Below are 23,558 nucleotides of genomic sequence, written 5' to 3'. Positions count from 1 at the left end.
GGCCAGGTTTCGGGATAGCCCTGGGCGAACTGCTGAACGGCCACGCGGGGGTCGGAGCGACCCGGGTCCGCCGGCGCGGGCACCTTGCCGGCGGGCGGTCGGGGCGGCGTGCTGATGCCGGCCTCGGTCTGCGTCACGGGCCACATGCGGCCATCGGCGTCGTAGTAGAGGTATTCCATCGTGACGGAGCGGCGGGCGCCGGCGCCGGTCTCCCCATCCGGCAGGGTCAGCGCGCCGTTGTGATAGACCAGGTAGGACTGGCCGTTGAAGTCGTCGACGATGCCCGCGTGGATGGTGAAGCTGTTCTTCGTCGGGCCGGTCAGCACGCCCTGGTAGGTCCAGGGCCCGCGGGGGCTGGGCGCGGTGGCATAGGACAGGTGCTCCCAGACGTTCTGGTGCGCCATGGACGCATAGGTCATGTAGTACAGCCCCTTGCGCTTGGACAGCCACGGGCCCTCGGTGTAGTTGGGCAGCGCGATCTTCTCGATGGGCCCGTCCAACTCGGTCATGTTGGATTTGAGCTTCGCCAGGTAGAGCACGGGGTTGCCCCAGGCCAGCCAGGCGGTGCCGTCGTCGTCGATGAAGACGGTGGGGTCGATGTCGTTCCAGTTGTAGGGGCCGGGCGTCATCGCGTCGGTGACCAGCGCCGAGCCGCGCGCATCCTTGAACGGGCCCAATGGGTTGTCGGCCACCGCCACGCCGATGGCCTTGCCCGGGTGGGTGTTGTCGTGCTGCACGGTGGCGTAGAAGTAGAAGCGGCCGTTGCGCTGCACCACCTGCGCGGCCCAGGCGTCGCCCGTGGCCCACTTGAAGTCGGTGGGCTTCATGAAGGCGCCGTGGGCGGTCCAGTGGCGCAGGTCCTTGGACGAATAGGCCAGCCACTCCTTCATCAGGAAGAAGTCGTCGCCCTTGGCCTCGTCATGGCCGACGTAGAGGTAGACCGTGTCGCCCACGACCAGCGGCGCGGGGTCGGCGGTGAAGCGGTCGCGCAGCACCGGGTTGGCGCCGGGCGCTGGTTCGGCGGCTGGCGCAGTCCCGCAGGCGAGGGCGGCGCAGCAAAGGGCGATGTGGTGCAGGAGGCTAGGGAGGCGCATGGCTCAGGTGTGAACTTTTATTGGTTGTCTGGCGTGTCGAGCTTGTCTCGTTGCTCGGCCAACTCACGCTGGTGGCTCGCCGTGAGGCCCGAGGCAGCAGCCGGCTACGGAACCTCATCGCACCCCATCGATTGGTATAACCAGTTTCGCAATTTTGACCAAAGTGGTCTAACCAGTGCAAACACCTACGCACGGCGTGCTGATGGGTTCCGAAAGGGCGCGGTGCTAGAGTGCGGCGCCCCCGTCCTCCCCCGCCCGCCGGACAGTGCCCGCTTCCCTACCCAAGCCTTCCAAGCCACCGAAGAGCCGTCGTCACAAGTTGCCCACGCTCGCCGATGTCGCGCGAGAAGCCGGGGTTTCCGATGTGGCGGCGTCCTGCGCGCTCAACGGCGCCAGGGGTTCGACGCGGGTATCGGCCGAGACGCGGGAGCGGGTGCTGGCGGCGGCGGAGCGCCTGCACTACCGGCCGAACGCGACCGCGCGTGCGCTGACGTATCAACGCACCAACGCCATCGGTTTCGTCGCCAACATCGCCCATGAGGAACCCAACCTCTACTTCCTGGAGGTGTTCAACGGCGTCGTGCGGGGCGCGACGGAGGCCCACCAGACCGCGTGCATCTTTCCACTTGGCGGCTGGGAAGAAGCACCCAAGCGCATTCCGGCCTTGTGCGACGGCCGTGTCGACGGGCTCGTCGTGCTGGCGCCCTACCTGGAAGACGACACCACGACCTGGCTGCCACCGCACACACCCCTGGTCACGATCCACGCCGGCAGGCTGCTGCGGGCCGAGGTGAACGTCGAGGCGGACGATGAAGCGGGCGGCTATGCGATCGCGCGCCACATGCTCGGGCTTGGCTATCGCCGAATCCTCTGTGTGGGCGGACCGATGCGCACCAAGGGAGCAGACCATCGCGTCGATGGCTTCCTGCGCGCCCATGCCGAAGCCGGGGTGGAAGTTGCTTCCGACCACGTGATTCGCACTTGGTTCACGTCCGAAGGGGGTAGGCAGGCCATGCAGGAATGGATGGAACGCCACCGCGGTCAGCCGTTGCCCGAGGCGGTCTGTTGTGGCAGCGACGACATCGCCTTCGGCTGCATCGACGCGCTGGAGGGCTGCGGGCTGAGCGTTCCTCGGGACATCTCGATCACCGGCTTCGACAACACCTTGATGGCCCGCACCTTGCGCCTGACGACCGTGCGCCAGCCCCTGCTTGAGATGGGTCGTCGCGCGGTTGAGGTCCTGATGCAGCTGATCGAGGCGCAGCGCCGTGGTGAGGCCTACCAGGGCCCTCGCGACATCGTCATGCCGGTCGAGCTTGTTCACAGGCGAACGCTGCCGGGACCTCGAAGCGAGCCGCTGACCATCCCTTGACACGCAGGAAAGTGGCTAGGTTTTTCCCTAGTTAGTTCGACCATCGACCGAACTACGATGCTTGCGCGGCACGGCCGCAATTATTTTCCTCCGTTGATTCGGCGCCGAATCAACTCCAATTCGGCGTCGAATCAAGGTGCGAGCCTTCAAGCGTCCTATGTCCTCATCCAGGTTGAACACAATCTCTCCGGCGGGCTCTTTTCCGATGATGGCTCCCAGGCCTGGTCTAGGCGGCTCGCGTGATCGTCACGATGCCGCGAGCGACCGATTTGCGGTGACGGCGGGGAACGGCGAGCCCGGCGACGAATGCGGTTCCGCGCCGTCAATGGGCTGGAGCAGCCGGGATGGTCTTGGCGCCCCGATGACTGAAGCCGGGTACTTGGCGAATGCGAGCATCCTGGCCGAGCGCCTCTTGCCGTCTGGCTACGACGTCGCCATGGTCGCGCCCGAGTGGTATGTGGCGGACGCGACAGCCTCAGGATGCCCGCCGTTTGCCCTGGTGCAACTGGATGCCCACGGCCGACCGCAGCCCGCGGCGGACCGCTTCCCCAGCGCCATGGAGGGATGCGGCTTCGCTCCGCTGGCAGCCCAGGTTCACCGCCTCGGCTTGCGCTTCGGTGTGCACCTGACGCGCGGCATCCCCCGCGAAGCGGTCGCGCGAGGGCTGCCCATCGCCGGCAGCCCATGGCGTTGCGATGAGGTCGCCAACCCGGGCTCGGCCGGCGCCTGGAACACCGACATGTGCGGCGTCAACCTCGACCACCCCGGCGCTTTCGATTGGTACCGTGCCTGGTTCGCCCAGCTCGCGGCATGCGGAGTCGACGCGGTCTCGATCGATGCCAGCGCCTCGCTGGACGGCCAGGCAGACGAGGTCGGCTTGCTCCGCCGCGCCATCGAAGCCACGGGCCGTCGCATCGAATTGATGCTTGGCGCCTAGCCCGAAGTTGCTGCATGAGGGCGGTTGGCCCGAACTGCGCGACGGCATCGTCAAACTGCTGGAGTGCGCGTCGCAGGCGCGCCCCGAGCCTGGCCCTATGCCGGCGTGCTGAACATGAGCGGGGGCAGGCTGGGCGATGGCGAGGGCGAGGGCGACGCATGTCTCACTCGCGACGAGCGGATGCTCATGCTGACGGCGTGGGCTTGCGCTCGCCGTGACTGTCGATGAGTCTGCGGCTGTTCGGGCGCACGCTCAGCTGTCTTCGCCAGCCCGGGTGACGCAGCCTGAAGACGAGCCGTGAGACAGGGTGCATCTTCCGCTGGGTCCGTGGTGCTCACGCCGCGGTTGAAGTCGGAAATGCAGAGGCCAGGGCCCTTCGTGGCGGCCCTGAGCTCGTTCAGTTGGAGGCGCAGCAACATCGCTTCAGCGCGTGCGCGCCATCTTGACCTTGAGCATGATGGGCTCGGCCATCAGGTTCAGGCCGCTGTCGACCTGGTCGCCGTTCCAGACGCGCTCCATCTGCCAGCGGCCCTTGTCGTCAAAGCTGCCTTCCTCGACGCGCAGCATGAAGCCGCTTGCTTGCGGCCCGCCTTCCATGCGCACGCGGGTGCGCTGGCCGACGATGAGGAACTCGTCGTCGCCGATCTGCGCAATGGCCACGCCGCCGCCGGGCTGTTCGGTGCCGGTCGGCCGCTCGTCTTTGCTGTCCCACGCAAGGTCCCAGAACTGCCATTGGCGGTAGGTCAGCTTGGCGATCCAGCCGCCTGGCAGTTCCAGCGACTGGGGCTTGCGGTCGTCGCCTTCAGCGGCGCCGCGCGTGCGGCCCTCGAAGGCCCACTGCGCCCACTGGCGCTGAATCGGCCGAAAGGCGCCGAAGACGCGGGCGAAGGGCTCGACCATGGTCTTGTCGGTGCGCTTGGAGCCCAGCGGGAAGTTGGCGTAGTTGAAGTAGTCCAGGCCGAAGGGCGCCACACCCAGGGTGCCGCGGCCCAGCGCCGCGTAGATCCAGCGCGCATAGCCCTCGGCATTGCCGATCTCGGGAATCCACAGCGCGTTGTCAGGCCGCTGGTACAGGCGCATATTGGCCTTGATCCCCTCGGAGTTGGGCGTATAGATGTCGGGCGCGACGATGTCGATGGCGGGCGCGGCGGCCTTGTAGATGTCGATGACGTCCCAGACCGGCCCACCGCTGGCGAAGTTGCCCTGCCAGGGCTTGGGCGGCTGTTCCAGCGCCTCGCGCAGCGCGCCGTTGACGTACATCGGCAGGTCGTAGACGGCGCGGCCGGCCTTGGCGATCTCGCCGATGTAGCGGGCGATGGCCCAGGCGTGGAAGTACTCGTCGGCGTACTCGCCATAGACCTCGCGCCAGTTGCCTGATGCGGCGGCCTTGGGCTTCTGGCGCGCCAGCACTTCGGCGGGCACCGGCTGCTCGAAGGCCGCCTGGGCCGCTGGCCCGAAGTCGCGCACGAGGCCGTAGGTGCCGGCCTCGTTCTCGACCTGAACCATCAGCACGGTGCGCTCGGTCGCGTCGATCTTCTTCAGGTGGGCCATGAGCGCCACGAAGGCGCGCTTGTCGGCCTTGAGCGTCTCTTCGCCGAAGGGGCTGAAGCAGAAGTTGGGCTTGCCGTCGCGGTCCAGCATGGAAGGGAAGCGCCTCCCATTGAGCTTGACCCAGTCGGGGGTGTACGAGCCGCCGGTGTTCTTCCAGGTCGCGAACCACAACAGCACGAGGCGCTTGTCCTGCTGCCGCGCTTCCTTGACCAGGACGTCGAGGAAGCTGAAGTCGAACTGGCCTTCCTGGGGCTCGACCTGCTGCCATGCCACCGGCATCAGCACGGTGTTGGCATGCGCATCGTTGGCCGCGGCCCAGACCTTGCCCAGGGCTTTGGGATAGTTGCTGGAGTTGTGCGCCTGGGCGCCAAGCATCAGGAAGGGTTTGCCGTCGACGAGCAAGGCATGGTGGCCGTCCCGCTGCACGAGGCGCGGGGCTTCGGCGGCGCTGACGGGCGTGACAAGCATTGCGGCGAGCAGGGCCGCGATCAGGGAGGTCTTCTTCATCGCGGCCGGGCCCTAGGGTTTCGCAGGGCCGGTCAGACGCAGCATCAGCACGCTGTGCGGCGCCAGCCGCGCTTGCAGTTTGCCGCTGGTGTCGCCCGTCTTCTTGCTCCACAGGTCGGACCAGCGGTAGACGGCCTGCTTGAAATCGACCGACCGCTTGCTCAGGTCATCGCCCAGGACTTGCTTCTTCCAGTCATGGTGAACGTCGGCAGGCTGGTTGGAGCGGTTCAGGAACATCAGTGCCCAATCCCCGCCGTCGAGCGGCTTGGCATAGAACTCCAGCGGACCGTCGACCAGGACGCGCAGCGCCTGCACACCCAGCTTGTCCTGGTTCACCGCGATCACGCCCGCGTTGGTGAGGATGCGGCGGGTCGACTCGGACATGGAACGCAGGTCGTTGCCCAGGATGAGGGGGGAGGCCAGCATGGCCCAGATCGACAGATGGGCGCGGTCTTCATCCTCGCTCATGCCGTTGCCGACTTCGAGCATGTCCATGTCGTTCCAGTGACCGGGCCCTGCGAAGTTGCGCAGGTTGGCGTCAGCGTGCTTGTCGAGGATGCGCAGCACGCCCAGACCCGTCGAGAAACCGGGATTGAACTGGCAGTCGAAGCAGTTGTAGATGTCGGGTGTGGTGCGCCACAGATGGCCGACCTTGCCGGCCCACTCCCACGGCTTGCTCATGCCCCATTCGCAGATGCTGAACACCATCGGACGGCCCGCCTTGGCGATCGCGTCGCGCATGGTGGTGTAGGCCGGCTCGGCGCTCATGCCCGGGGTGTCGCACCAGTCGTACTTGACGTAATCGATGCCCCAGCGCGCGTAGACCAGCGCATCCTGATATTCGTGGCCGCGGCTGCCGGGACGGCCGCCGCAGGTGGTGGCGCCGGCATCCGAGTAGATGCCCAGCTTGAGTCCCTGGCCATGCACATAGTCCGCCAGCGCCTTCATGCCGGATGGGAAGCGCTTGGGGTCGGGCTGGATGTTGCCGTCGGCGTCGCGCTGGCCTTGCCAGCAATCGTCAATGTTCACGTACTGGTAGCCGGCGTCCTTCATGCCCGACTTGACCATGGCATCGGCGGTCTCGCGTATCAGGCGCTCGTCGATATCGCAGGCAAATTTGTTCCAGCTGTTCCAGCCCATGGGCGGGGTGAGCGCCAGGCCTTCAGTCTTTTGAGCCCAGCCATTGCCTGCCGCGCCAAGGAACAGGGTCAGCGCCGCGGCGGCCATCATTGCCCAGCTGTGGAACAGCGACTTGTGTGTTGTGTGCCTTGTTTTCATTTCTCAGGTTCCTTGGTGATTCGTAGAAAAGGGGCTTCGCCGCGTCAGCTGAGCCGCCAATACAAGTTGGAGTAGCCGTGCGCGATGCTGTGGAACGGCATCAGCTCGTACGCTTGGCCCGGGCTCGGCCCGATCAGATGGAACGTCAGCGGGCCAGCACCGCGCCGGACCGCCCGGTCGAGGCCGACGCCCTCCAGGTGCAGCGGGAGGATCTCCAGCGGCTCGGTGAACTTCTTGCCATAGGACACGTTGTGCGCCACCAGGTCGGCACCGGGCGCCATGGCGGGGCCATCGATGCGCGCCGCCAGCACCAGCGGCCCATACATGAGCGCTGCAATCTGAGGCGCGTTCGGCAACGGCGCCAGGTGCAGATGCATCGGCAGATCGATATCCAGCACGTCGCCGTTGCGCCAGGTGCGCGAGAGCTCCATGTAGCGCCCGGCCTGGTCACTGGCCATGAGTTGGCGGCCGTTCAGGCGCACGCTCATCTGCTTGCACCAGCCCGGGTGGCGCAGCCTGAGAACGAGCTGGGTGGGCCGCTCCAGCCGCAGCGTGAGCCGGCTGGCGCCGCGCTCGGGAAAGTTGGTCGTCTGGCGCAGATGCACGCCCTGGTCGGCCCAGTGCAGATCCGACGCCATGTATTGGTTCACATACAGCACGTCCCCGCGGTGGAAATAGATGGAGTCGCCGTGCTTGGCGTGGCTTTCCATCCCCGTGCCGGTGCAGCAGAAGAACGAATGCTCATGCGAGCAGTAGAGCTTCGGATAGGTGCGTCGGGTGGCCTGGAAGTAGGTGAACATGCCACTGTCCGGGTCCTGCGAAGCGAGGATGCCGTTGAACAGGGCACGTTCGTGGAAGTCGGCGTAGGCCACCGACGGTTGCGCCGCGAACAGGGCTTGCGTCAGGCGCAGCATGTTGTAGGTGCCACAGGTCTCCATGGTCGAGGCCGAGGCCAGATGCTTCTCGAACTCGGCGGGCGGAAAGAAATGCTCGTTGTCGCCATGCCCGCCGGTCGCAAACGAGCGCTGCTCGACCACCGCGCGCCAGAAGTAGCGCGCGGCTCGTCGGTATTGCGCCTGTCCCGTGAGCCCGTGCAGCCGGGCAAAGCCGATGACCTTGGGAATCTGCGTGTTGGCGTGCATGCCGTCGAGGGTGTCACGCCCTTCGGCCAGCGGCGCGAGCAGTGCCCGGTGGCTGAAGCGCTCGGCCAGGCGCAGGTAGCGCGCCTCTCCGGTGAGTGCATGCAGGTCCGCCAGCACTTCACTCATGCCGCCGTGCTCCAGATCGAGCATCTTCTGAAAGCGCGCCTCGTCGATGGGCCGCGCGGCCTCGTCGATCCAGTCGGCGATACGCACGAGGATGGGGAGCGCCCGCTTGTTCACGCGGTGCACATGCACGTCGCGCAGCCCGGCCATGAACTTGTGCAGCGCGTACCAGGGCACCCCGATGACAGGCCGGCCGGCCAGGCAGTTGCGCAGTTGCGTACCGCCATCGGGGAAGCCGCAGACCAGGCCACCAGGCGCCGCTTCCTGGCAGGCCTGCAGCTCCTTGATGACGTAGTCGATCCTGACGCGCGCACTCTGCCGCCCGGTGGACGCCCACAGCAGCGAGCAGGCGCTCAGGAAATGGCCCAGGGTGTGTCCCGGGCAAAGCCCCTCGGCCTCCCAGCCGCCGTACACCGGCGCCTTTGGCATGAGGCCTGCACTTTTCCGATAGTTATGCAGCAGGCGGTCGCAGTTCAGCGACTCGAGATAGCGCGCATTGAGGTTCTCGGATTTGCGAAATGGGCCGTCGAGCAGCCGCACATCCGACAAGGGGAAAGGCTGCGCGGCTTCGCCCGGGCCGCTTTCCTCACCACTCGCCTCGTCGGCCTCGGCCGGCATGCCGAGCAGCAGCGGCGCCGCGGCAATCGCCTGCAGCATGCGGCGTCGCAGGAGATCCGCCGGAAGCTCACCGTCCCAGGCATCGCCGGAGGTCGATCCCGTGCGAAGTTTCCTGTTCATGTTGGCTGTCATGTCGGTGCGCGAGGTCAAGGTTGAACGGTCCATTCGATGCTGTCGGTATGACCATGCTCGTCGCGCACACGCAGCGTCGCGCGGCCCGGTGACAGCGCCACTTGCGGCCAGACGGCAATGCGGTCGACGACCTGGCTGTGCCCCACCGTGCGTCCGTTGACCTCCAGGCTCAGTTCACGCGCATTGCTGTAGGCCTTCACAAGGGCTGGCCCGGCGCGCCGCAGGCTGGCGCGGCGGTTGGCCAGGTGCACCACCGGTTCGTGTTGCCACCAGGCGCGCCACAGGTGGAAGGCGTCCTTGCGGAAGCGCCGGTCATAGGTGACGAGGCCCTTGTCGTTGACGCCGGGCGCATCGCCCTCGTTGCGGCCGGCCGAGGCGTGGTCGAAGCCCAGCCAGATGAAATGCCCCCACAGGAAGGGCCGCTGGTTGATCTGCCGCGCATAGGACTCGTGGAAGAGCGCCTGGTATTGCTCGGGGTGCCAGCGCGCGCCGGGCCCCGGGCGCGCGGGCGGGTCTTCCTGCTGCAGCACGCTGGCGCCGGCGCCGTATTCGCCGAGGCCGATGGGTCGCGTCGGCAGCTTGGCATGCAGGGCGTCCGCCCACGGGCCGATGTTGGTGAACTCGCCGTCGTACCAGCCCCAGTAGCGGTTGTAGGAGGCCAGATCGGTCTGCAGGGCCATGGTGTGGTCGTCGGGCGCGCAGCAGTGGGCATAGGTGGTGGGCCGCGACGGGTCTTCCTGCTTGGCCAGCCGGTGCAGGTCGCCCAGCAGCGTCGTGATCGCCTCGTCGGAGCGGTAGACCTCATTGCCGACACCCCAGACGCCGACCGAAGCGTGATGGCGGTTCTGCCGCACCAGCTCGCGCAGCTGCTGGAACAGGTTGTCGCGGAAGGCCGGCGTCTCGCTGATCAGCGCGTTCAGCGGGATCTCGGTCCACAGCACCAGGCCGAGCTCGTCGGCGCGCTCGTAGACATGCGGCGGGTGCTGGTAATGCACCAGCCGCAGGCCGGTGACGCCGAGGTCCATCAGGATGCGCAGGTCTTCGTCGATGTCGGCATCGCTCACCGCCACGCCGCGGCCGGGCCGGCCCGCGTGGAAGTAGTTGACGCCATGCAGCGGGTAGGCCTTGCCATTGAGCAGGAAGCCGCGCTGCGCGTCGACTTCGATCTTGCGCAGGCCGATGGGCAGCTGCACCGCGTCGGCGATGCGCGTGCCGTCCAGCAGCTCGACGCTGAGGCGGTAGAGATAGGGATCCTGCACACCCTGCCAGAGATGCGGCCTGGGCACCTGCAGCTTGGCGCTGAGGATGCCGGCCTGCGTGGCCATGAGCTGCGCCGGCTGGCGCTGTGCGGCAACGACGTGGCCCTGGGCATCGCGCAGCGTCACGCGCAACTCGCGGGCTGCGGGAGCGGCGCCGTCGTTGCGCAGCTGCACCCGCACGGCCAGTTGCGCGCGTTCGCTGGTCAGCGTCTCGGTGTCGATCTGCACGCCGGGGCCGCCGTGGTCGAGCAGCTCGATGTGGGCGGCGTCGGTCTCGATCAGGCGCACCGGCCGCACCAGACCGCCGAAGACGGTGAAGTCGCCACCGAGTGGCGCGGTCTGCGGCAGCGTGCCGTTGTCCACCCGCACGGCCAGCAGGTTGCGGCCGGGCTGGAGCAGCGGCGTGATGTCCAGCCGGAAGCGCGCATAGCCGCCCTCGTGGCGGCCGGCGTGGCGGCCGTTGACCCAGATGTCGGCAGCCATCGTCGCGCCGTCGAACTCCAGGAACTGGCGGCGGCCGGCGCCGGCTGCGGCGGGCCGGTCGATGGCACGGCGGTACCAGGCCGCGCCGCGGTAGTAGGCGCCGCCAGCCTCGCCGTCCACGCCGTTGTAGGAGTGGGGCAGGGCGACGGTCGCCCAGGCGGCGTCGTCGAAGCCGGGTGCTTCGGCCCCCGCCGCGTCGGCGCGCTCGAAGCGCCAGGTGCCGCCGACAAGGGTCGACAGGCGGGCGGCCTGGGCCTGCAGCGCGAGCAGGCTCAGCGTCAATGCGAGCGCGGCGCGCAGCATCAGCGGGCGCCCGGTTCGAGGACGACGCGGCCCCACAGGCCGGAGGGTTGACCGGCCGTGGCCTCCACCAGCACGGTCACCTGGCGGCGCGGGCCGCCCTGAGGCAGAGTCACCGCGAAGGGCGCCGGCTCGGCGCCGGCCTTCTCGCCGAGCTTGACACCGTCCACCCAGACCTCGGCCTTGCCGGCGATGCTGCCGAAGACGAGCTGCGCGCGGCCGTCGTTGCGGTCGGCGCGCACCTGCACGCTGCCGCGGTAGAGACGAAAGGCCTGCGCCTCTGCGCCGCGGCGGATGGGCGGCTCGTCCCAGCCCCAGGAGTTCATGTCGGTCTCGGCCAGCACGACATTCGGATCAGGACGGGTGGCGTGGGCCGGTGAGACACGCCAGCTCAGCAGCGGCGTCGTCGGCTCGGCCGTCGGCACGCTCGGCGGCGCGGCGGCTGGCTGCAGCTTGAGCACGACTTCTGCGGGTTGCAGGCCGTCGGCAGATGCGCGCAGCTTCAGCTCGCCGCGGCCGTCGCGCCGGGCCTGCACGATGAGCTGGGCCAGCCCGTTGAACAGGCTGCGCTCGCTGGCCTTGTCGGGCTCGTGAGAGTTCGGGTCGCCGTTCCCCACACCAATGAGGTTGGCCTGGCCATCGAGCTCGAAGCGCACGCGGGCGTTCGCCGTCGGCACTGGCCGGCCCTGGGCGTCGACGGCGCTGACCGTCACCGGCATGGCGTCCAGCCCGTCGCCGGCCAGGGCAGGGCGGTCCGGCGTCAGCACAAGGCGGGCGGGCGCGCCGCTCGTCTCGACGGTGTCGCGCGCGATCTCCTTGCCGTCCTTGAGCGCCACGGCCTCGATGCGGCCCGGTGCATAGGTCACCTTGAAGTTCGCCATCTCGTAGGGGTCGACATCTTGTTCGCCGACGACCACGCCGTTGAGCAGCAGCCGCACGCGCGGCGCGTTGCTGGCGACCATCACGTGCACGGCCTGGCCTTCGCGGCCGGCCCAGTTCCAGTGCGGCACCAGCTTGACGACCGGGCGGTCCTTCACCCATTGCGCCTGGTGGATCCAGAACGCCGTCTTGGCGAAGCCGGCCAGGTCCATCGCGCCGAAGAAGGAGCCGACGCTGGGCCACTCGTAGGGCGTCGGTTCACCGCGGTAGTCGATGCCGGTCCAGATGAAGCTGCCGGCGATGAAGGGCCGCTCGCCGATGGCACGCCAGGCCTGGCGATGCGTGTTGCCCCAGGAGGAGGGCTCGTCGTCGTAGCTGCCGAACACCTGGCCGGCGCGGTCGCTCGTGAACTCGCCACGCGTCATGTAGGCGGCGGTGTCCTCGGTGCTCGTCATCGGTCGCTTGGGGTGCTTCTGGTGATACCCGTCATAGGCGCCGATCTGGTAGTTCACGCCGACGACATCGAGCGCATCGGCCGCGTTCAGGTCGGTGAACAGGCCGCCGTGCATCGCGCCCGTGACGGGCCGCGTTGGGTCGAGCTTCCTGATCGCGGCAACCATGCGGCTGGCCATCTCGTAGCCCGGCTCCGTGCTTTGCAGCGGCTCCTCGTTGAAGATGGACCACAGGATCACGCTCGGGTGGTTGCGGTCGCGGCGCACCATCCAGGTCAGCTGCTTCAGGTAGTCGGGCGAGGGATTGAAGTTGCGGTTCTCGTCCATGACGAGCAGGCCCAGCCGGTCGGCGATATCCAGCACCTCGGCCGCGGGCGCGTTGTGCGAGAAGCGGATCGCGTTGGTGCCCATCTCCTTCAGGCGGCGCAGGCGGAACTCCCAGATGGCCTCCGGCACGGCGACGCCGACGCCGGCATGGTCCTGGTGGACGCAGACGCCTTGCAGCTTCACCGGTTGGTCGTTCAGGAAGAAGCCGCGGTCCGCGTCGAAGCGGATGCTGCGAAAGCCCGTCTGCACCTCGGTGCGGTCGAGTTCCTTCGCACCGTCGCGCAGCGTCGCCCGCACACGGTAGAGATGGGGCTGCGCCAGCGACCACAGCCTGGGCTCGCGCACATCGAGCTTCATGCGTGCGACGGCCGACTCGAGCCCGCTGACCCGCGCGCGCGTGCTGGCCTTGGCGACTTCGCGGCCGGATGGATCGATGACGACCACATCGACAACACCACTGCGCTCGGACTTGGCGCTGCTTTGCAGCGTCACCTCGACGGGAATGGTCCAGCGCCCGTTCTGCTTGACCGGGTTGGCATGCAGGCCGTCGGTGGCGATGTGCAGCGCGTCGCGCTTGACCAGCCAGGTGTGGCGGTAGATGCCAGCGCCCTCGTACCACCAGCCCTCCTGAGCTTCGGCGTCGACGCGCACGGCGATGGTGTTGGCGTCGGCGCCGTAGCGGACATAGGGCGTGATGTCGATGCTGCGGCCGTTGTAGCCCGACCAGTTGCGGTCGACGACGATGCCGTTGACCCAGACCGTGCTGTGGGTGGCGATGGCATCGAACTGCAGTTCGATGTGGCGGCCGCGGTCGGATTCGGGCAGGGGCAGGTAGCGCCGGTACCAGCCGAAGCCGCGCTGGCGGTAGCCCTGCGACGCGTTCTCGTTGCGGTCGAACGGGTTCTCGACTGCCCAGTCATGCGGCAGGTCGACGCGCCGCCAGCTGGAGTCGTCGAAATCGGCGGCGGCAGCGCCCCAGGCGCCGTTGGCCTTGCCGTTGTGATAGCTCATGCCATGGCCCTTGACCGCCGGCATCGGCACGTCGCCGCGGTGGAAGAGCCAGCCACTGTCGAGCGAGAGGCGCTCGCGGCCAGCGGCCTGTGCGGGGCCTGTCGCCAGTGCGAGCAGGGCGACGATCGTGGCAATCAGCCAATACGGGATGCAAGACGCGCGGGGCATGACTCAACTCTCTATGGATCGGGCGCTCGAAATGGAAAAGCCCCGGCGGCTGCGGAGGTCCGGGCGGGGCTCAATCGAGGAAAAAATAGGTCGCGCGGCCCCTTTTGAAGACCGCGCGACAAAACCAGGTCAACGTGTGCCTGGCCGACTCGGAGACGAGCCAGTTAATCGTTGCGGCGGCGGCGGCGCTGTGCGCTGATGCCCACGGCTGCCAGGCCGAGCAGCCAGAGGGCTGTGGTGGTCGGTTCCGGGACGGCGGACACGGAGTCCGCGGAGGCGGTCAGGCCGATGCGCATCTTTGCCCAGGTGGTGGCCCCGGGATTGGTCCAGGAGGCGGTCAGAAGGGTGGGGCCCCCGTAGTTAGGCGAGCTGGCGTCGATGAAGGCTTCGACGTAGTTGGCCGAATCGCAGGTATCGGTGACGAAGTCGGTGCTGCACAGTTCGATGTAGGCGTTGGCCTGCGCCATCGAACCGCTGGCGTGGATGCCGTCCAGCGTGGCGCTGACCGTGATCGTGGTGTTGCCGCTCACCATGATCTGGCCATCGAACACCTTGGCAAAAGCCCATCCGGACTGGCCGCCGTCGACTTGGACGGAGGCAAATGCCGTCACGCCATTGAGGTCGCTGGAAGTCTTGGCGGTGAGGCCGGCCTGGGCCGAGGACATTTGGTTCGCTACCGAGGCGCCCAGCGCATTGCCGTGCCATCCGATAACGCTGTCATTGAAGCTGGGAGTCAGCAGAGCGCTGGATGCACCTGCGGTCTTGGAAACCCACTCCACCTCTGTGGGCAGGTAGTACCACCATTCGCCACCTGAGGTTGACAGCGTCAAGTTCGAAATCCTCACCTCCGCCATGTCGGCAGCAGCCAGGTGGGATGCAGCGATCAGCGAGGCAGCTAAGACGGTCTTGTATCGATTCAGCATGGTGTCTCCAGTGTTGTCGTCGGGTTCGGGTGCCGCGCCCGCCCATCGCATAACGCCGGTACAGCGCTTGCGCGGTATTACCAGTTTCTCAAATCTGTTAATTGGTAATACCAGTAAAAACACCTATCACCCCCAGCGCAAGGGTCCTTGCGGCTTCCTGCCTTCGAGGTGGGAGTGCGCCGCGTTCGGAACGTGATCGTCAGGCCCGCGACGGTGGGTTGCGATAGGCCCGCTTCAGGCTTGGAAAAGACAGAGCTCAAGCGACTCTGCATTCGTCGTGATCGAGAAGCCCGGCGCCTTGGGGGGGCAGATAGCACGTCATCGATCAATCTCGCTGAGCATCGCGCAGGACGAACAGCCAATCAAACCGGTCGGCGGGCCATGGCCCTGCGTCGCAGCAATGGGCAAAGTGGGCCTTCGTACTCACGAAAGGGCTCATGTGAAGATTCTCTGGAAGCGCATGCGCGCAACGGTTATCAGCGTCGTGGCGATCGGCATGATGCTCGGCGTCACGCATGCCCAGGACAAGGAGATCGGTACGGCGCCGTCCCTGGCTGTGTCCGCTGACTTGCCGCCTTGGCTGCGTCGTGGTCTGCCAGGGCGAGGCCACGCCACGCTAGCTCCGCTGGCTGGCACCTGGCGCGTGCAGATGGGTGTCTACGCCACCCTCGGCCGGAGCGCCGATGCACCGCCTATCACCTCGGATGACCTTGTTACGCGCCGCCAGTGGGTGGCCGGGGGGCGCTACCTCGAGGACACGACCGAAGGCACGCTGGACAAGTCTCGCTACTGGCGCCGCGGCTGGTTGGGCTACGACAACATGGCCGCGCGCTACGAATGGGTCACGATCGACGAAGCAAACGCCGGAATGATGCGGTACGTCAGCCTCACCGGATCGGGGCCGCAAATACGGCTTGACCTGTTTGGCACGTTTGTCGATCAGGGTGTGGCAGGTGAGGCTTTCGTCGGCAAGACGATCCCGATGCGTACCGTGATACGCATTGAAGGGCAGGACCGCCACGTTATCGAGCTCTACTTCACGCGACCCGGTCACAAGGAGGCCTTGGCCACCCGCGCCGTCTATACGCGCACCGCGCCGTGAGCCAGCCGTCCGATGCGCGCGCAGCACTGATGGTGCTGGCGCTCGGTGCCTTCGCTTTCGGTACGGCAGAGTTCGTCATCGTTGGCGTGCTGGACTTGGTTGCGCGCGACCTCGGCACGTCGATCGACCGTGCCGGCTATCTGGTGATGGCCTATGCACTGGGCATCGCGATCGGTGGTCCCATTGCTACCGCGCTGACCACGCGCCTGGAGCGACGCTCGGTGCTTGCGCTGTCGCTCGCGGCGTTCGTCGCATTCAATCTCTTCGTGATCGTCGCGCGTGAGTTCGGTCTGCTCCTGTTCGCGCGCTTCGTAACCGGTGCCATGCACGGGCTCTTCGTTGGCGCGGCCTCGGTGGTCGCGGCCGGGCTCGTGCGTCCGGAGCAGCGCGGCCAAGCCATGGCGATGGTTTTCGGCGGCGTTGCCGTCGCGACCGTGCTGGGCGTGCCGCTGGGCACCTGGGTGGCGCAGGCGACGGGTTGGCGCACGGCCTTCATGGCTGTCGTCGTGGTCGGTGCCGCGGCCTGGGTGGGAACGCTTTACTGCGTGCCGCGCTCAAGCGCACGCCCTGCCGGCACGTTCGGCATGCAGGCGCGCGCAGCCTTCGCGCCGCGCGTGTTGGCGCTGCTGGGGCTGGCCGCGCTGCTGATGGGTGGGCAGTTCAGCGCTTTCACCTTCATCGCGCCCTACTTGAAGCAGATCAGCGGCGCATCGGAAGCGACGATCAGCCTCTATCTTCTCGCCTACGGCATTGCCAGCGCCGTCGGCATGTTCCTCGGGGGGCGCTTTGCCGATCGCGATGCAGGATTGACGCTGGTGGCGGCGAACGTGCTCCTGGTCATCGTGCTTGGCCTCTTCTACCTCTTCGGCTCGAACCCCATGGTGGCATTGCTCGCACTGGGTGCCTGGGGACTCGCCGGCTTTGGCATGGTTCCGGCGATCCAATTGCGCGTCGTCGGCCTCGCAGGTCCGGGTGCAGACCTCGCAGCCTCGTTGAGTGCCTCCGCAGTCAACGCAGGCATCRCAGCCGGAGCGCTAGGCGGCGGCGTGGCGTTGGCGCGATACGGCGTCGAGGCGCCGATGCAGACGGCACTGTTGCTGTGCGCGCTCGCGCTGCCCGCGACTTGGATTACGAGGCGCCTTGCAGCGCCGGAAGACCCCGTTCTGCACTCACCCGCGCAGCCCGCGCACACTCATTGGTCATGAGCACACACCGGGCCGATCCAATGACACCGGACCTCGATCTGCTGAACCCCGTTCTGCAGGATCTGCGGCTGGTGCGCGCGTCGTACTGTCGCACCGACATGACGGCGCCATGGGGCGTGCAGATCCCGCCTCAGAGCGGCGTGTGCTTCCACTTCGTTGTTCAGGGCGGTTGTTGGCTGAGACTGCCTGCGCGCGAGCCATTCTGGATCGGCCCGGGCGATGTTGCGCTGTTGCCGCGCGGCACTGGCCATGCGATCGCCGACGCCCCCGCCACGCCGGCCCGGCCGCTCGAGGAATTCGACCAGGATTCGGTCGGTCCGACCACGCACAACATGCGCGCTGGCGGTGGCGGCGCACGCTCACTGATCGTCTGCTGCGCGCTCGAGTTCGACGAGCCGGCGGTGCACCCCCTGACGCAGCTGATGGACGAAGTGCTGGTGCTGCGGCATACCGAAGCGAGCGACCCTGCGCTACCGGCGCTGTTGTCCTTGATGGCCGCCGAGGTGGCCGCGCAACGTGTAGGCGCCGCCACGATGATGACGCGGCTCGCCGATGCAGTGGTCACGGCCATGGTGCGCGGCTGGGCCGAGACCCACGCGGGGGATCTGAAGGGGTGGCTGGCCGGAGCGCGCGATGCGCCGATAGGCCGAGCGCTGGCCGCAATTCATCACCAGCCGGGCCATCTTTGGTCGGTCGTGGCGTTGGCGAAGATCGCTGGCCTGTCGCGGTCGGTCTTCACCGAGCGCTTCACCGCCGCGGTAGGGTTGTCTCCAGCACGGTATATCGCGCACTGGCGCATGCATGTTGCCGGTGCGTGGTTGCGTCATGGGAGATTGACCGTCTCGGATATCGCGCAGCGGCTGGGCTACGAATCTGAAGCTTCCTTCAGCCGCGCATTCAAGCGTCTGTTCGGCGTTCCGCCGGGAACGCTGCGCTGGCAGGGCGGCTGACCGGTCTGCCCGTCCATTCGCCTAGTTTCACGGCCAATCATTTGGAGACACGATGCCCATCATCAACGTCAAAGTCAGCGCGACGCCTTCGCCGGAAATGAGCGCCCGCATCGCCAGCCTCTTGCTCGAAAAGACGAGCCGCATTCTCAAAAAGAAGCCTGAGCTCACTGCTATCGCCATCGAGTACGTCGATCCTCACCATTGGATCGTTGGCGGCACGTCGCTGGCTGAGCAACGCAAGAGCAGCTTCTATTTCGACATCAAGGTGGTTGACGAGACCAACACCAAGGCTGAGAAGGCTCTTTACGTTTCGGAGGTATTCGAGGCTTTTGCTCAGTTGCTCGGCAACCTGCATCCCGAGAGCTATGTCTACGTGCAGGATGTCCGGCCGACGGCCTACGGGTACGGAGGTCGAACGCAGGAGTACCGGTTCCAGCACGCGATCTAACTCTCAGAGAGTAGACCAAGCATGCGGCTTCCCAATCCCGCCGACAGCCAAGCTTCGGTGATCGCTTGCCACGATGCGGCGGCATACGAAGCTTGGCTGACCAAGAAGCGCAGGTGACGTTGGCCTGTTGCCGTGCACCCAGCCCAGCGATCGAACAGCTTCTTCTTGAAGATTGGCCTGGTCTCCTCAGCCAATCCACCGCTCAGTCAGCGCTTGGGGTTGACTGCCATTGCAGACCGAGCTGCTCCCCGATGTGCGAGCGCAGCGCGTCCAGGGACACGGGCTTGGTCAGGAACACATTCACTCCGGCCTGCAGGCATGCGGCACGATGCTCGGCGGTGGCCGAGGCCGAGACCGCGATGACAGGCACAGCAGCCAGATCGCTTTCTCCCCGAAGGCGGCGCGTGGCCTCCACACCGCCCACGGATGGCATCACGCTGTCCATCACGATCAGGTCTGGCCGGAAGCTCCTCGCAGCTGCCAGCAGCTCGCTGCCATCGCTGGCCTGAGCAACTTCGAATCCGGCACGGGTGAGGAAATCGCACATCAGCGTGCGGTTCGCCTCCACGTCGTCTACAACAAGTACCCGGCGCGGAGCCCCCGAGTAGCGCGCGACGCCAGGCGTGTTCCGCGAGGCGAGCTCCGTCGGCTGGACTACTGGCAGCGGCAGCTCCACGCGGAATTGGGTGCCGCGACCAAACTCGCTGCTCACGTGCACTTGTCCGCCCATGTCGTTCACCAACGCCCGGGTGATTGCAAGTCCCAGTCCCGTACCGCCGCTGCGGCGCTGCGCGTCGCCCACCTGCTCGAAGGGCTTGAATATGCGTTCCAAATCGGTGGAGCGCATGCCGACACCGGTGTCCTCAACATCCAGCCGCAGTTGCACCTCAGCTGGGCCCCTTGGCTCGGCGCAGGCGCGCAACGCGACCGTGCCGGTATCGGTGAATTTGATCGCATTGCTCAGCAGGTTCAGCAGGACCTGGCGCAATCGGCGCTCGTCGGCCAGGACGGCCTCGGGCAAATCCGCTTGGGCCTCGAACACGAAGGCCAGGCGCTTCTCGTCGGCCTTCACTCGCATGAGGTTCACGACCGATCGCAACAGACCGGACAGGTTCACCGGCTCTGGGTTGAGGTCGGTGCGGCCGGCCTCGATGCGCGCCAGGTCGAGGATGTCGTTGATCAGCGCCAGCAGGTGCTGCCCGCTCTGGTGGATGGTGTCCAGGCCGCGCGCCTGCCGCGGGCTCAGGCCGCCCTCCATGGTCAGCAGTTGCGCGTAGCCAAGGACGGCATTCAGCGGCGTGCGCAACTCGTGGCTCATGCCGGCGAGGAATTCGCTTTTCGCGCGGTTGGCTGCCTCGGCGGCGTGCCGGGCAGCGCGCTCGGCCTGGAGCAGGCCGCCGTCGGTTTCAACCGCCGCCGCTTGCGTGGCGCCCGGCGTTTCCAGCTTGGCCAGGATGCTCCTCACCTGGCCTTCGACCGCCTCTTCACTGAGCGCAAGCGCCCGGGCTATCTCCGCGTAGGCGTTGCCCTGCGCGATGAACCGCAGCACGCTGATCTCGGCCGGCGTGATGGCCACGTCCGCGACTTGACCCGCCAGCTCGAACGAGCCCTCCGAGGGCAGTGCCAGTCGGCCTGCGTGCACGGCGCGGATGGCGTCGAGCAACTCCTTGTGCAGGGCGTTCTTCAGCAGGTAGCCGCAGGCACCGGCCTGCAAGGCGCGCTGCGCCTGGGTGTCACCGGCATAGGTGGTGAGCACAATGATGCGCGCGGCGGGGAACTCGGCGCGGATGGCGCCGATGGCGTCGAGCCCGCTCATGCCGGGCATCTGCAGGTCCATCAGCGTGACGTCCGGGCGGTGGGCGCGGAAATGCTGGATCGCTTCGCGGGCGTTCGCCGCTTCGGCCACGAGGACCATGTCCGGCTCCACGCCGAGCAGCGTTGYGATGCCCTGCCGCACGATCGGGTGGTCGTCGACGCAGAGAACCTGGATGCGGGTCAGTTCTTCGCTCATTCGCCGGTCTCGTTGGCCGCCAGCTTCCTGTTGAGGAACCACGACTTGGTGGATGACGGTTGACTGTACGCCCGCGACCCGGAAGCGCTGAACTCTAATTGCGTGCCCTTGTCCAGGCCGCTGATGGTGAGCGTGCCGCCGACGAGTGCGGCGCGCTCGCGCATGCCGCTCAAGCCGAAGTGCCCCTCCTTCGCGCCGGTGCGCAGCACCTCCGGGGCGATGCCCTTGCCATCGTCGCGCACGCGCACGCGCAGTTGCCGTGCGTCGTAGAGGATCTCAACCTCGATATGCGTCGCGTCGGCGTGATGGAAGGCGTTGCGCAGCGCCTCACCGGCGATGCGGAAGACCTCGTCACGCACGACGGGATGCAGAGCCTGCGGCCTGCCCTGCACTTCGACATGGGCCGATGTCGCATGGCTGTTCTCGTTCGCGAGATCCTCGGCGAGCGCCCGCAAGGCGTCCGCGAGGTCGTTCGTCTCCAGCGCCGAGGCCCGCAAACCTTCCACGGTGTGGCGGCCCTCCGTGATCGCCTCGGCCGCCCGGTCGATGGCGCTCGCGAGGACCTGCTTCGATTCGCGCGGCCGGTCGGGCAGCAGATTGAACGCCGCCTGGAACTGCAGCAGCAGCCCGTGGAAATGCTGCAACAGCGTGTCGTGCAGGTCGCGGGCGATGCGCGTGCGCTCGGCCACGCGCGCCTCCAGCCTCGCCTCGAACTGCCGGTGCAGCCGCCGGATGCGCATGCGCAGCCAGAGCTGGAAACCGCTCCAGGCCAGGCCCAGCAGCACAACCACCACGGCGAAGCGGAACCAGCTCGTCTGGTAGAAGGCCGGCGCAATGGCGAACTCGAGCTGCGCGCCATCCTCATTCCACACGCCGCTGTTGTTGGCCGCCTTCACGTGGAAGCGGTAGTTTCCCGGCGGCAGATTCGTGTAAGTGGCCTGGCGCCTGTCGATGGCCTCCTGCCAATCGTTGTCGTGCCCTTCCAGCCGGTAGCGAAAGCGCGTGCTCTTCGGATCGACGAGGCTCAGCGCGGTGAACGCGATCGTCATGTCGCGCACCAGCGGGGGCAGGTTCAGGCCGTTGGCGACGGCATAGGCCTGCTGGTCGGCGACGAGCGTCTCGATGTGGACCGGGGGAGGCAGCGGGTTGATGGGCAGGTGATCGGGGTCTATCACCTGGACGTCGGCGCCCGACACGAACCAGAGCTTGCCATCCGGGCCTTTCGCCACCGGAGGGTTGAAGTAGGCCGGCGTAAAAGCCAGCAACGGCACGCCATCCGCGGCGCCCCAGAGCTTGGGCGCGACCCGGTGGCCCGGGTCGGCGATCCAGGCGGCGAGGTCGTCACGCAGGACCCGCACGAGTCCGCAGGACGCGTACATCCACAGCGAGCCGTTGTCGTCCAACGTCGACCAGTGAACCGTATTGCAGGGCAGGCCATTGCCCACCGTCAACGTGGTGACGCGACCGTCCTTGATCCGGCTCAGGCCGCCCTGTTCCGTGGCCGCCCACACGGCCCCGTCGGCATCGAGCCGCAGGCCCGCGACATGGCCCGCCCCCAGTCCTTGCGCGGCCGTGTAACTCGCCTGGACCTTCCCATCCTTGAAATACAACACCCCGCCGTCCTGCCAGAAGGACAGCCACAGGCCGTCGCTATCGGCGACGATGACTTTGGCTTGTTGCCGGCGTCCGAGCGCGGTCCACGGAATGCTTTCGACGAATCGGCCCTTGTGCAGCCGCACGAGGCCTTCGTTGCCCGACAGCCAGAGGTGGCCCGCCGCGTCCGCCGTGATGGAGTAGAACTCCTTGCCCGGCACGCCGCTGACGGCGACAAAGCGGTCGGCCGCGAAATAGGCCAGGCCACGGCCCGTGCTCACCCAGAGGCGCCCGTCGGCGTCCTGGTGCAGCGACTGCACCTTTGCATCCGGCAGCCCCTCGCGTTCCTTGTAAATGGCAGGTATGCCGCCCTTCCACCGGGCAAGTCCATCGTTCGTTGCCACCCAGACGCTGCCGTCCGTGGTGGCCAGCACGGCCTTCGTTGCCTCGTTGGGCAGACCTTGTGGCGTTGAAACAGTGGTGACCGGCAGCTTCCGGAAACGGTCCACCCCCTTCTCGCTGCCGAACCAGATGTTGCCCTCGCGGTCTTCGAAGAGACTGCAGGCAATGTTGCCCGAGAGGCCATCTGCACGGGTGAACGCGTCCGCTTTGCCCTCTTGCAGATGGACGATGCCGTTGCCCTCGGTCCCGACCCAAAGACCGCCATCGCGATCGCGCAGCAACTTGTTCGACTTGATCTCGCGGTCACGGAGCAACTCGACGGGCCTGGCGGCATTTTGCGTCGGGTAAGGCAGCAACTTGTCGCCGGCCATCCGCTTGATCCCTGCGCCCCGGATGCCGACCAGCAACTCTCCATCGGCAGTCGTGCTCAGGTCACCCACGCGCATGCCGGGCGTCTCGAATCGCTGCGGAGGCCCGGGTTTCCATCGCCAGAGGCCGGAGTCCGCACCCGCCCACAGCACCCCCGCACCGTCTTCGGCCAGGCTCCAGACAAACTGGCCGAAGCCGCCGTCCTGCGTGAAACATTCGGCCTGCCCAGCACGGATCGCGCAAAGCCGGCCCGGGTTCCCAAGCAGGCCGACCCAGATCGTCCCATCGCGATCTTCGAGCAAGGACGTCACGAAGCCGCCGGCGATTTGCGGATACCGCGTCAGTTCGACACCATTCCAGCTGGCAACGCCATTGAAGGTGCCAATCCACAGCGTTCCGTCACGGGCGACCAACAGGGCGTAGGGATTGTCTGGTAGCGATTGGCCCTGAGGGGGTTGCCAGGGAACGAAGCGAAGGCCGTCAAAGCGAAACATGCCAAATGACCCGCCGACCCAGAGATAGCCGTCGGGCGTCTGCGCCATCGTGAAGACAAGGCCCAGCAAGGCGCCGTCCCGGGCTGTCCACGAGGTGTGGGCGTACTGCGAGATCTGCAGGGGTGGATCGAGCGCGCGGGCGGGGAGCGAGGCAAGCAGCGCCAATGCCAGGGTCAGGCCTGGCAGGAGGCATCTTTGAGGTCGGCCTACCAGTTGACTCACTTGGAATCCTTTGCCGCTGGCCAGAAGGCAAGCAGCGTATCGCGATAAGCCGCTGCCGGTGGATCAACATGCCTGTACCCGTTGGTGATCCCGCAAAAGCCTGACACGCCACTGGCATGGCCTCGGCGTCGACGGTGGCGTGTTCAGCGCTCGAAGGCTGCGGTTCCCGCAGGCCAGGGGGATTCGTTGGTCGTCGAGGCTCGCCC

At 67.0% G+C, this 23,558-nt stretch carries 15 protein-coding genes; 6 read left to right on the top strand and 9 right to left on the bottom strand.

Annotated elements, in window-relative coordinates:
- The coding region (locus AC1DW3_RS25635) for a glycoside hydrolase family 43 protein (protein WP_477936198.1) at nucleotides 1-1,094 on the bottom strand (1,094 nt) is incomplete at its 3' end.
- 319 nt (nucleotides 1,095-1,413) lie between these two features.
- Here AC1DW3_RS25635 and AC1DW3_RS25630 point away from each other — a divergent pair.
- Both AC1DW3_RS25630 and AC1DW3_RS25625 read left to right on the top strand, forming a co-directional pair.
- The gene (locus AC1DW3_RS25630; RefSeq protein ID WP_477902228.1) at nucleotides 1,414-2,466 is read left to right on the top strand and encodes a LacI family DNA-binding transcriptional regulator; all 1,053 of its coding nucleotides are present in this window, start codon (nucleotides 1,414-1,416) and stop codon (nucleotides 2,464-2,466) included.
- A gap of 361 nt (nucleotides 2,467-2,827) precedes the next feature.
- Nucleotides 2,828-3,403 (top strand): hypothetical protein, encoded by a 576-nt coding sequence (locus tag AC1DW3_RS25625; RefSeq protein WP_477936196.1) that lies wholly within the window; start codon nucleotides 2,828-2,830, stop codon nucleotides 3,401-3,403.
- A gap of 423 nt (nucleotides 3,404-3,826) precedes the next feature.
- On the opposite strand, the gene AC1DW3_RS25620 is transcribed toward AC1DW3_RS25625, so the two are convergent.
- The 6 genes from AC1DW3_RS25620 to AC1DW3_RS25595 form a co-directional block, all read right to left on the bottom strand.
- A complete protein-coding gene (locus AC1DW3_RS25620; protein WP_477936194.1) occupies nucleotides 3,827-5,461 on the bottom strand; it encodes a DUF5597 domain-containing protein in 1,635 nt (544 codons plus the stop codon).
- A 12-nt stretch (nucleotides 5,462-5,473) separates the two neighbouring features.
- Nucleotides 5,474-6,739: a glycoside hydrolase family 27 protein gene (locus AC1DW3_RS25615; RefSeq protein WP_477936192.1), complete on the bottom strand. Its 1,266-nt coding sequence runs from the start codon at nucleotides 6,737-6,739 to the stop codon at nucleotides 5,474-5,476.
- A 44-nt stretch (nucleotides 6,740-6,783) separates the two neighbouring features.
- Nucleotides 6,784-8,787, bottom strand: coding sequence for a glycoside hydrolase family 127 protein (locus tag AC1DW3_RS25610; protein WP_477936190.1), 2,004 nt, complete (start codon nucleotides 8,785-8,787; stop codon nucleotides 6,784-6,786).
- Nucleotides 8,769-10,799, bottom strand: coding sequence for a glycoside hydrolase family 2 protein (locus AC1DW3_RS25605; RefSeq protein ID WP_477936188.1), 2,031 nt, complete (start codon nucleotides 10,797-10,799; stop codon nucleotides 8,769-8,771). The genes AC1DW3_RS25610 and AC1DW3_RS25605 overlap by 19 nt, the downstream gene beginning before the upstream one ends.
- Nucleotides 10,799-13,633 (bottom strand): beta-galactosidase GalA, encoded by a 2,835-nt coding sequence (gene galA, locus AC1DW3_RS25600; RefSeq protein ID WP_477936186.1) that lies wholly within the window; start codon nucleotides 13,631-13,633, stop codon nucleotides 10,799-10,801. The genes AC1DW3_RS25605 and galA overlap by 1 nt, the downstream gene beginning before the upstream one ends.
- 164 nt (nucleotides 13,634-13,797) lie before the next feature.
- Nucleotides 13,798-14,556, bottom strand: coding sequence for a PEP-CTERM sorting domain-containing protein (locus AC1DW3_RS25595; RefSeq protein WP_477936184.1), 759 nt, complete (start codon nucleotides 14,554-14,556; stop codon nucleotides 13,798-13,800).
- Nucleotides 14,557-14,833: 277 nt separating this feature from the next.
- Here AC1DW3_RS25595 and AC1DW3_RS25590 point away from each other — a divergent pair, with 277 nt between their 5' ends.
- Genes AC1DW3_RS25590 through AC1DW3_RS25575 form a run of 4 tightly spaced genes read left to right on the top strand, consistent with a single transcriptional unit; the run spans nucleotide 14,834 to nucleotide 18,261 of the window.
- Nucleotides 14,834-15,658, top strand: coding sequence for a DUF1579 family protein (locus tag AC1DW3_RS25590; protein WP_477936182.1), 825 nt, complete (start codon nucleotides 14,834-14,836; stop codon nucleotides 15,656-15,658).
- Nucleotides 15,655-16,863 (top strand): MFS transporter, encoded by a 1,209-nt coding sequence (locus tag AC1DW3_RS25585; RefSeq protein ID WP_477936180.1) that lies wholly within the window; start codon nucleotides 15,655-15,657, stop codon nucleotides 16,861-16,863. Before AC1DW3_RS25590 ends, AC1DW3_RS25585 begins: the two co-directional genes overlap by 4 nt.
- A 20-nt stretch (nucleotides 16,864-16,883) precedes the next feature.
- A complete protein-coding gene (locus tag AC1DW3_RS25580; protein WP_477936178.1) occupies nucleotides 16,884-17,813 on the top strand; it encodes an AraC family transcriptional regulator in 930 nt (309 codons plus the stop codon).
- 52 nt (nucleotides 17,814-17,865) lie between these two features.
- A complete protein-coding gene (locus AC1DW3_RS25575; RefSeq protein ID WP_477936176.1) occupies nucleotides 17,866-18,261 on the top strand; it encodes a tautomerase family protein in 396 nt (131 codons plus the stop codon).
- A gap of 202 nt (nucleotides 18,262-18,463) precedes the next feature.
- On the opposite strand, the gene AC1DW3_RS25570 is transcribed toward AC1DW3_RS25575, so the two are convergent.
- Together AC1DW3_RS25570 and AC1DW3_RS25565 are read right to left on the bottom strand one after the other, a co-directional pair.
- Nucleotides 18,464-20,272, bottom strand: a complete 1,809-nt coding sequence (locus AC1DW3_RS25570) for a response regulator (RefSeq protein WP_477936174.1) — start codon at nucleotides 20,270-20,272, stop codon at nucleotides 18,464-18,466.
- Complete coding sequence (locus AC1DW3_RS25565; RefSeq protein ID WP_477936172.1) at nucleotides 20,269-23,295, bottom strand: sensor histidine kinase; 3,027 nt, start codon at nucleotides 23,293-23,295, stop codon at nucleotides 20,269-20,271. Before AC1DW3_RS25565 ends, AC1DW3_RS25570 begins: the two co-directional genes overlap by 4 nt.
- Nucleotides 23,296-23,558 lie beyond the last annotated feature (263 nt).

Source organism: Roseateles sp. P2_H4 (genome assembly GCF_056403315.1).
This window is presented reverse-complemented; position numbering and strand designations above follow the sequence as displayed.

Bases quoted from the DNA above. Each gene is read 5' to 3' on its own strand.
- AC1DW3_RS25625 (WP_477936196.1), top strand. From the start codon at position 2,828: ATGACTGAAGCCGGGTACTTGGCGAATGCGAGCATCCTGGCCGAGCGC.
- AC1DW3_RS25575 (WP_477936176.1), top strand. From the start codon at position 17,866: ATGCCCATCATCAACGTCAAAGTCAGCGCGACGCCTTCGCCGGAAATG.
- AC1DW3_RS25595 (WP_477936184.1), bottom strand. From the start codon at position 14,556: ATGCTGAATCGATACAAGACCGTCTTAGCTGCCTCGCTGATCGCTGCA.
- AC1DW3_RS25615 (WP_477936192.1), bottom strand. From the start codon at position 6,739: ATGAAAACAAGGCACACAACACACAAGTCGCTGTTCCACAGCTGGGCA.
- AC1DW3_RS25610 (WP_477936190.1), bottom strand. From the start codon at position 8,787: ATGGACCGTTCAACCTTGACCTCGCGCACCGACATGACAGCCAACATG.
- AC1DW3_RS25620 (WP_477936194.1), bottom strand. From the start codon at position 5,461: ATGAAGAAGACCTCCCTGATCGCGGCCCTGCTCGCCGCAATGCTTGTC.
- galA (WP_477936186.1), bottom strand. From the start codon at position 13,633: ATGCCCCGCGCGTCTTGCATCCCGTATTGGCTGATTGCCACGATCGTC.
- AC1DW3_RS25580 (WP_477936178.1), top strand. From the start codon at position 16,884: ATGACACCGGACCTCGATCTGCTGAACCCCGTTCTGCAGGATCTGCGG.
- AC1DW3_RS25605 (WP_477936188.1), bottom strand. From the start codon at position 10,799: ATGCTGCGCGCCGCGCTCGCATTGACGCTGAGCCTGCTCGCGCTGCAG.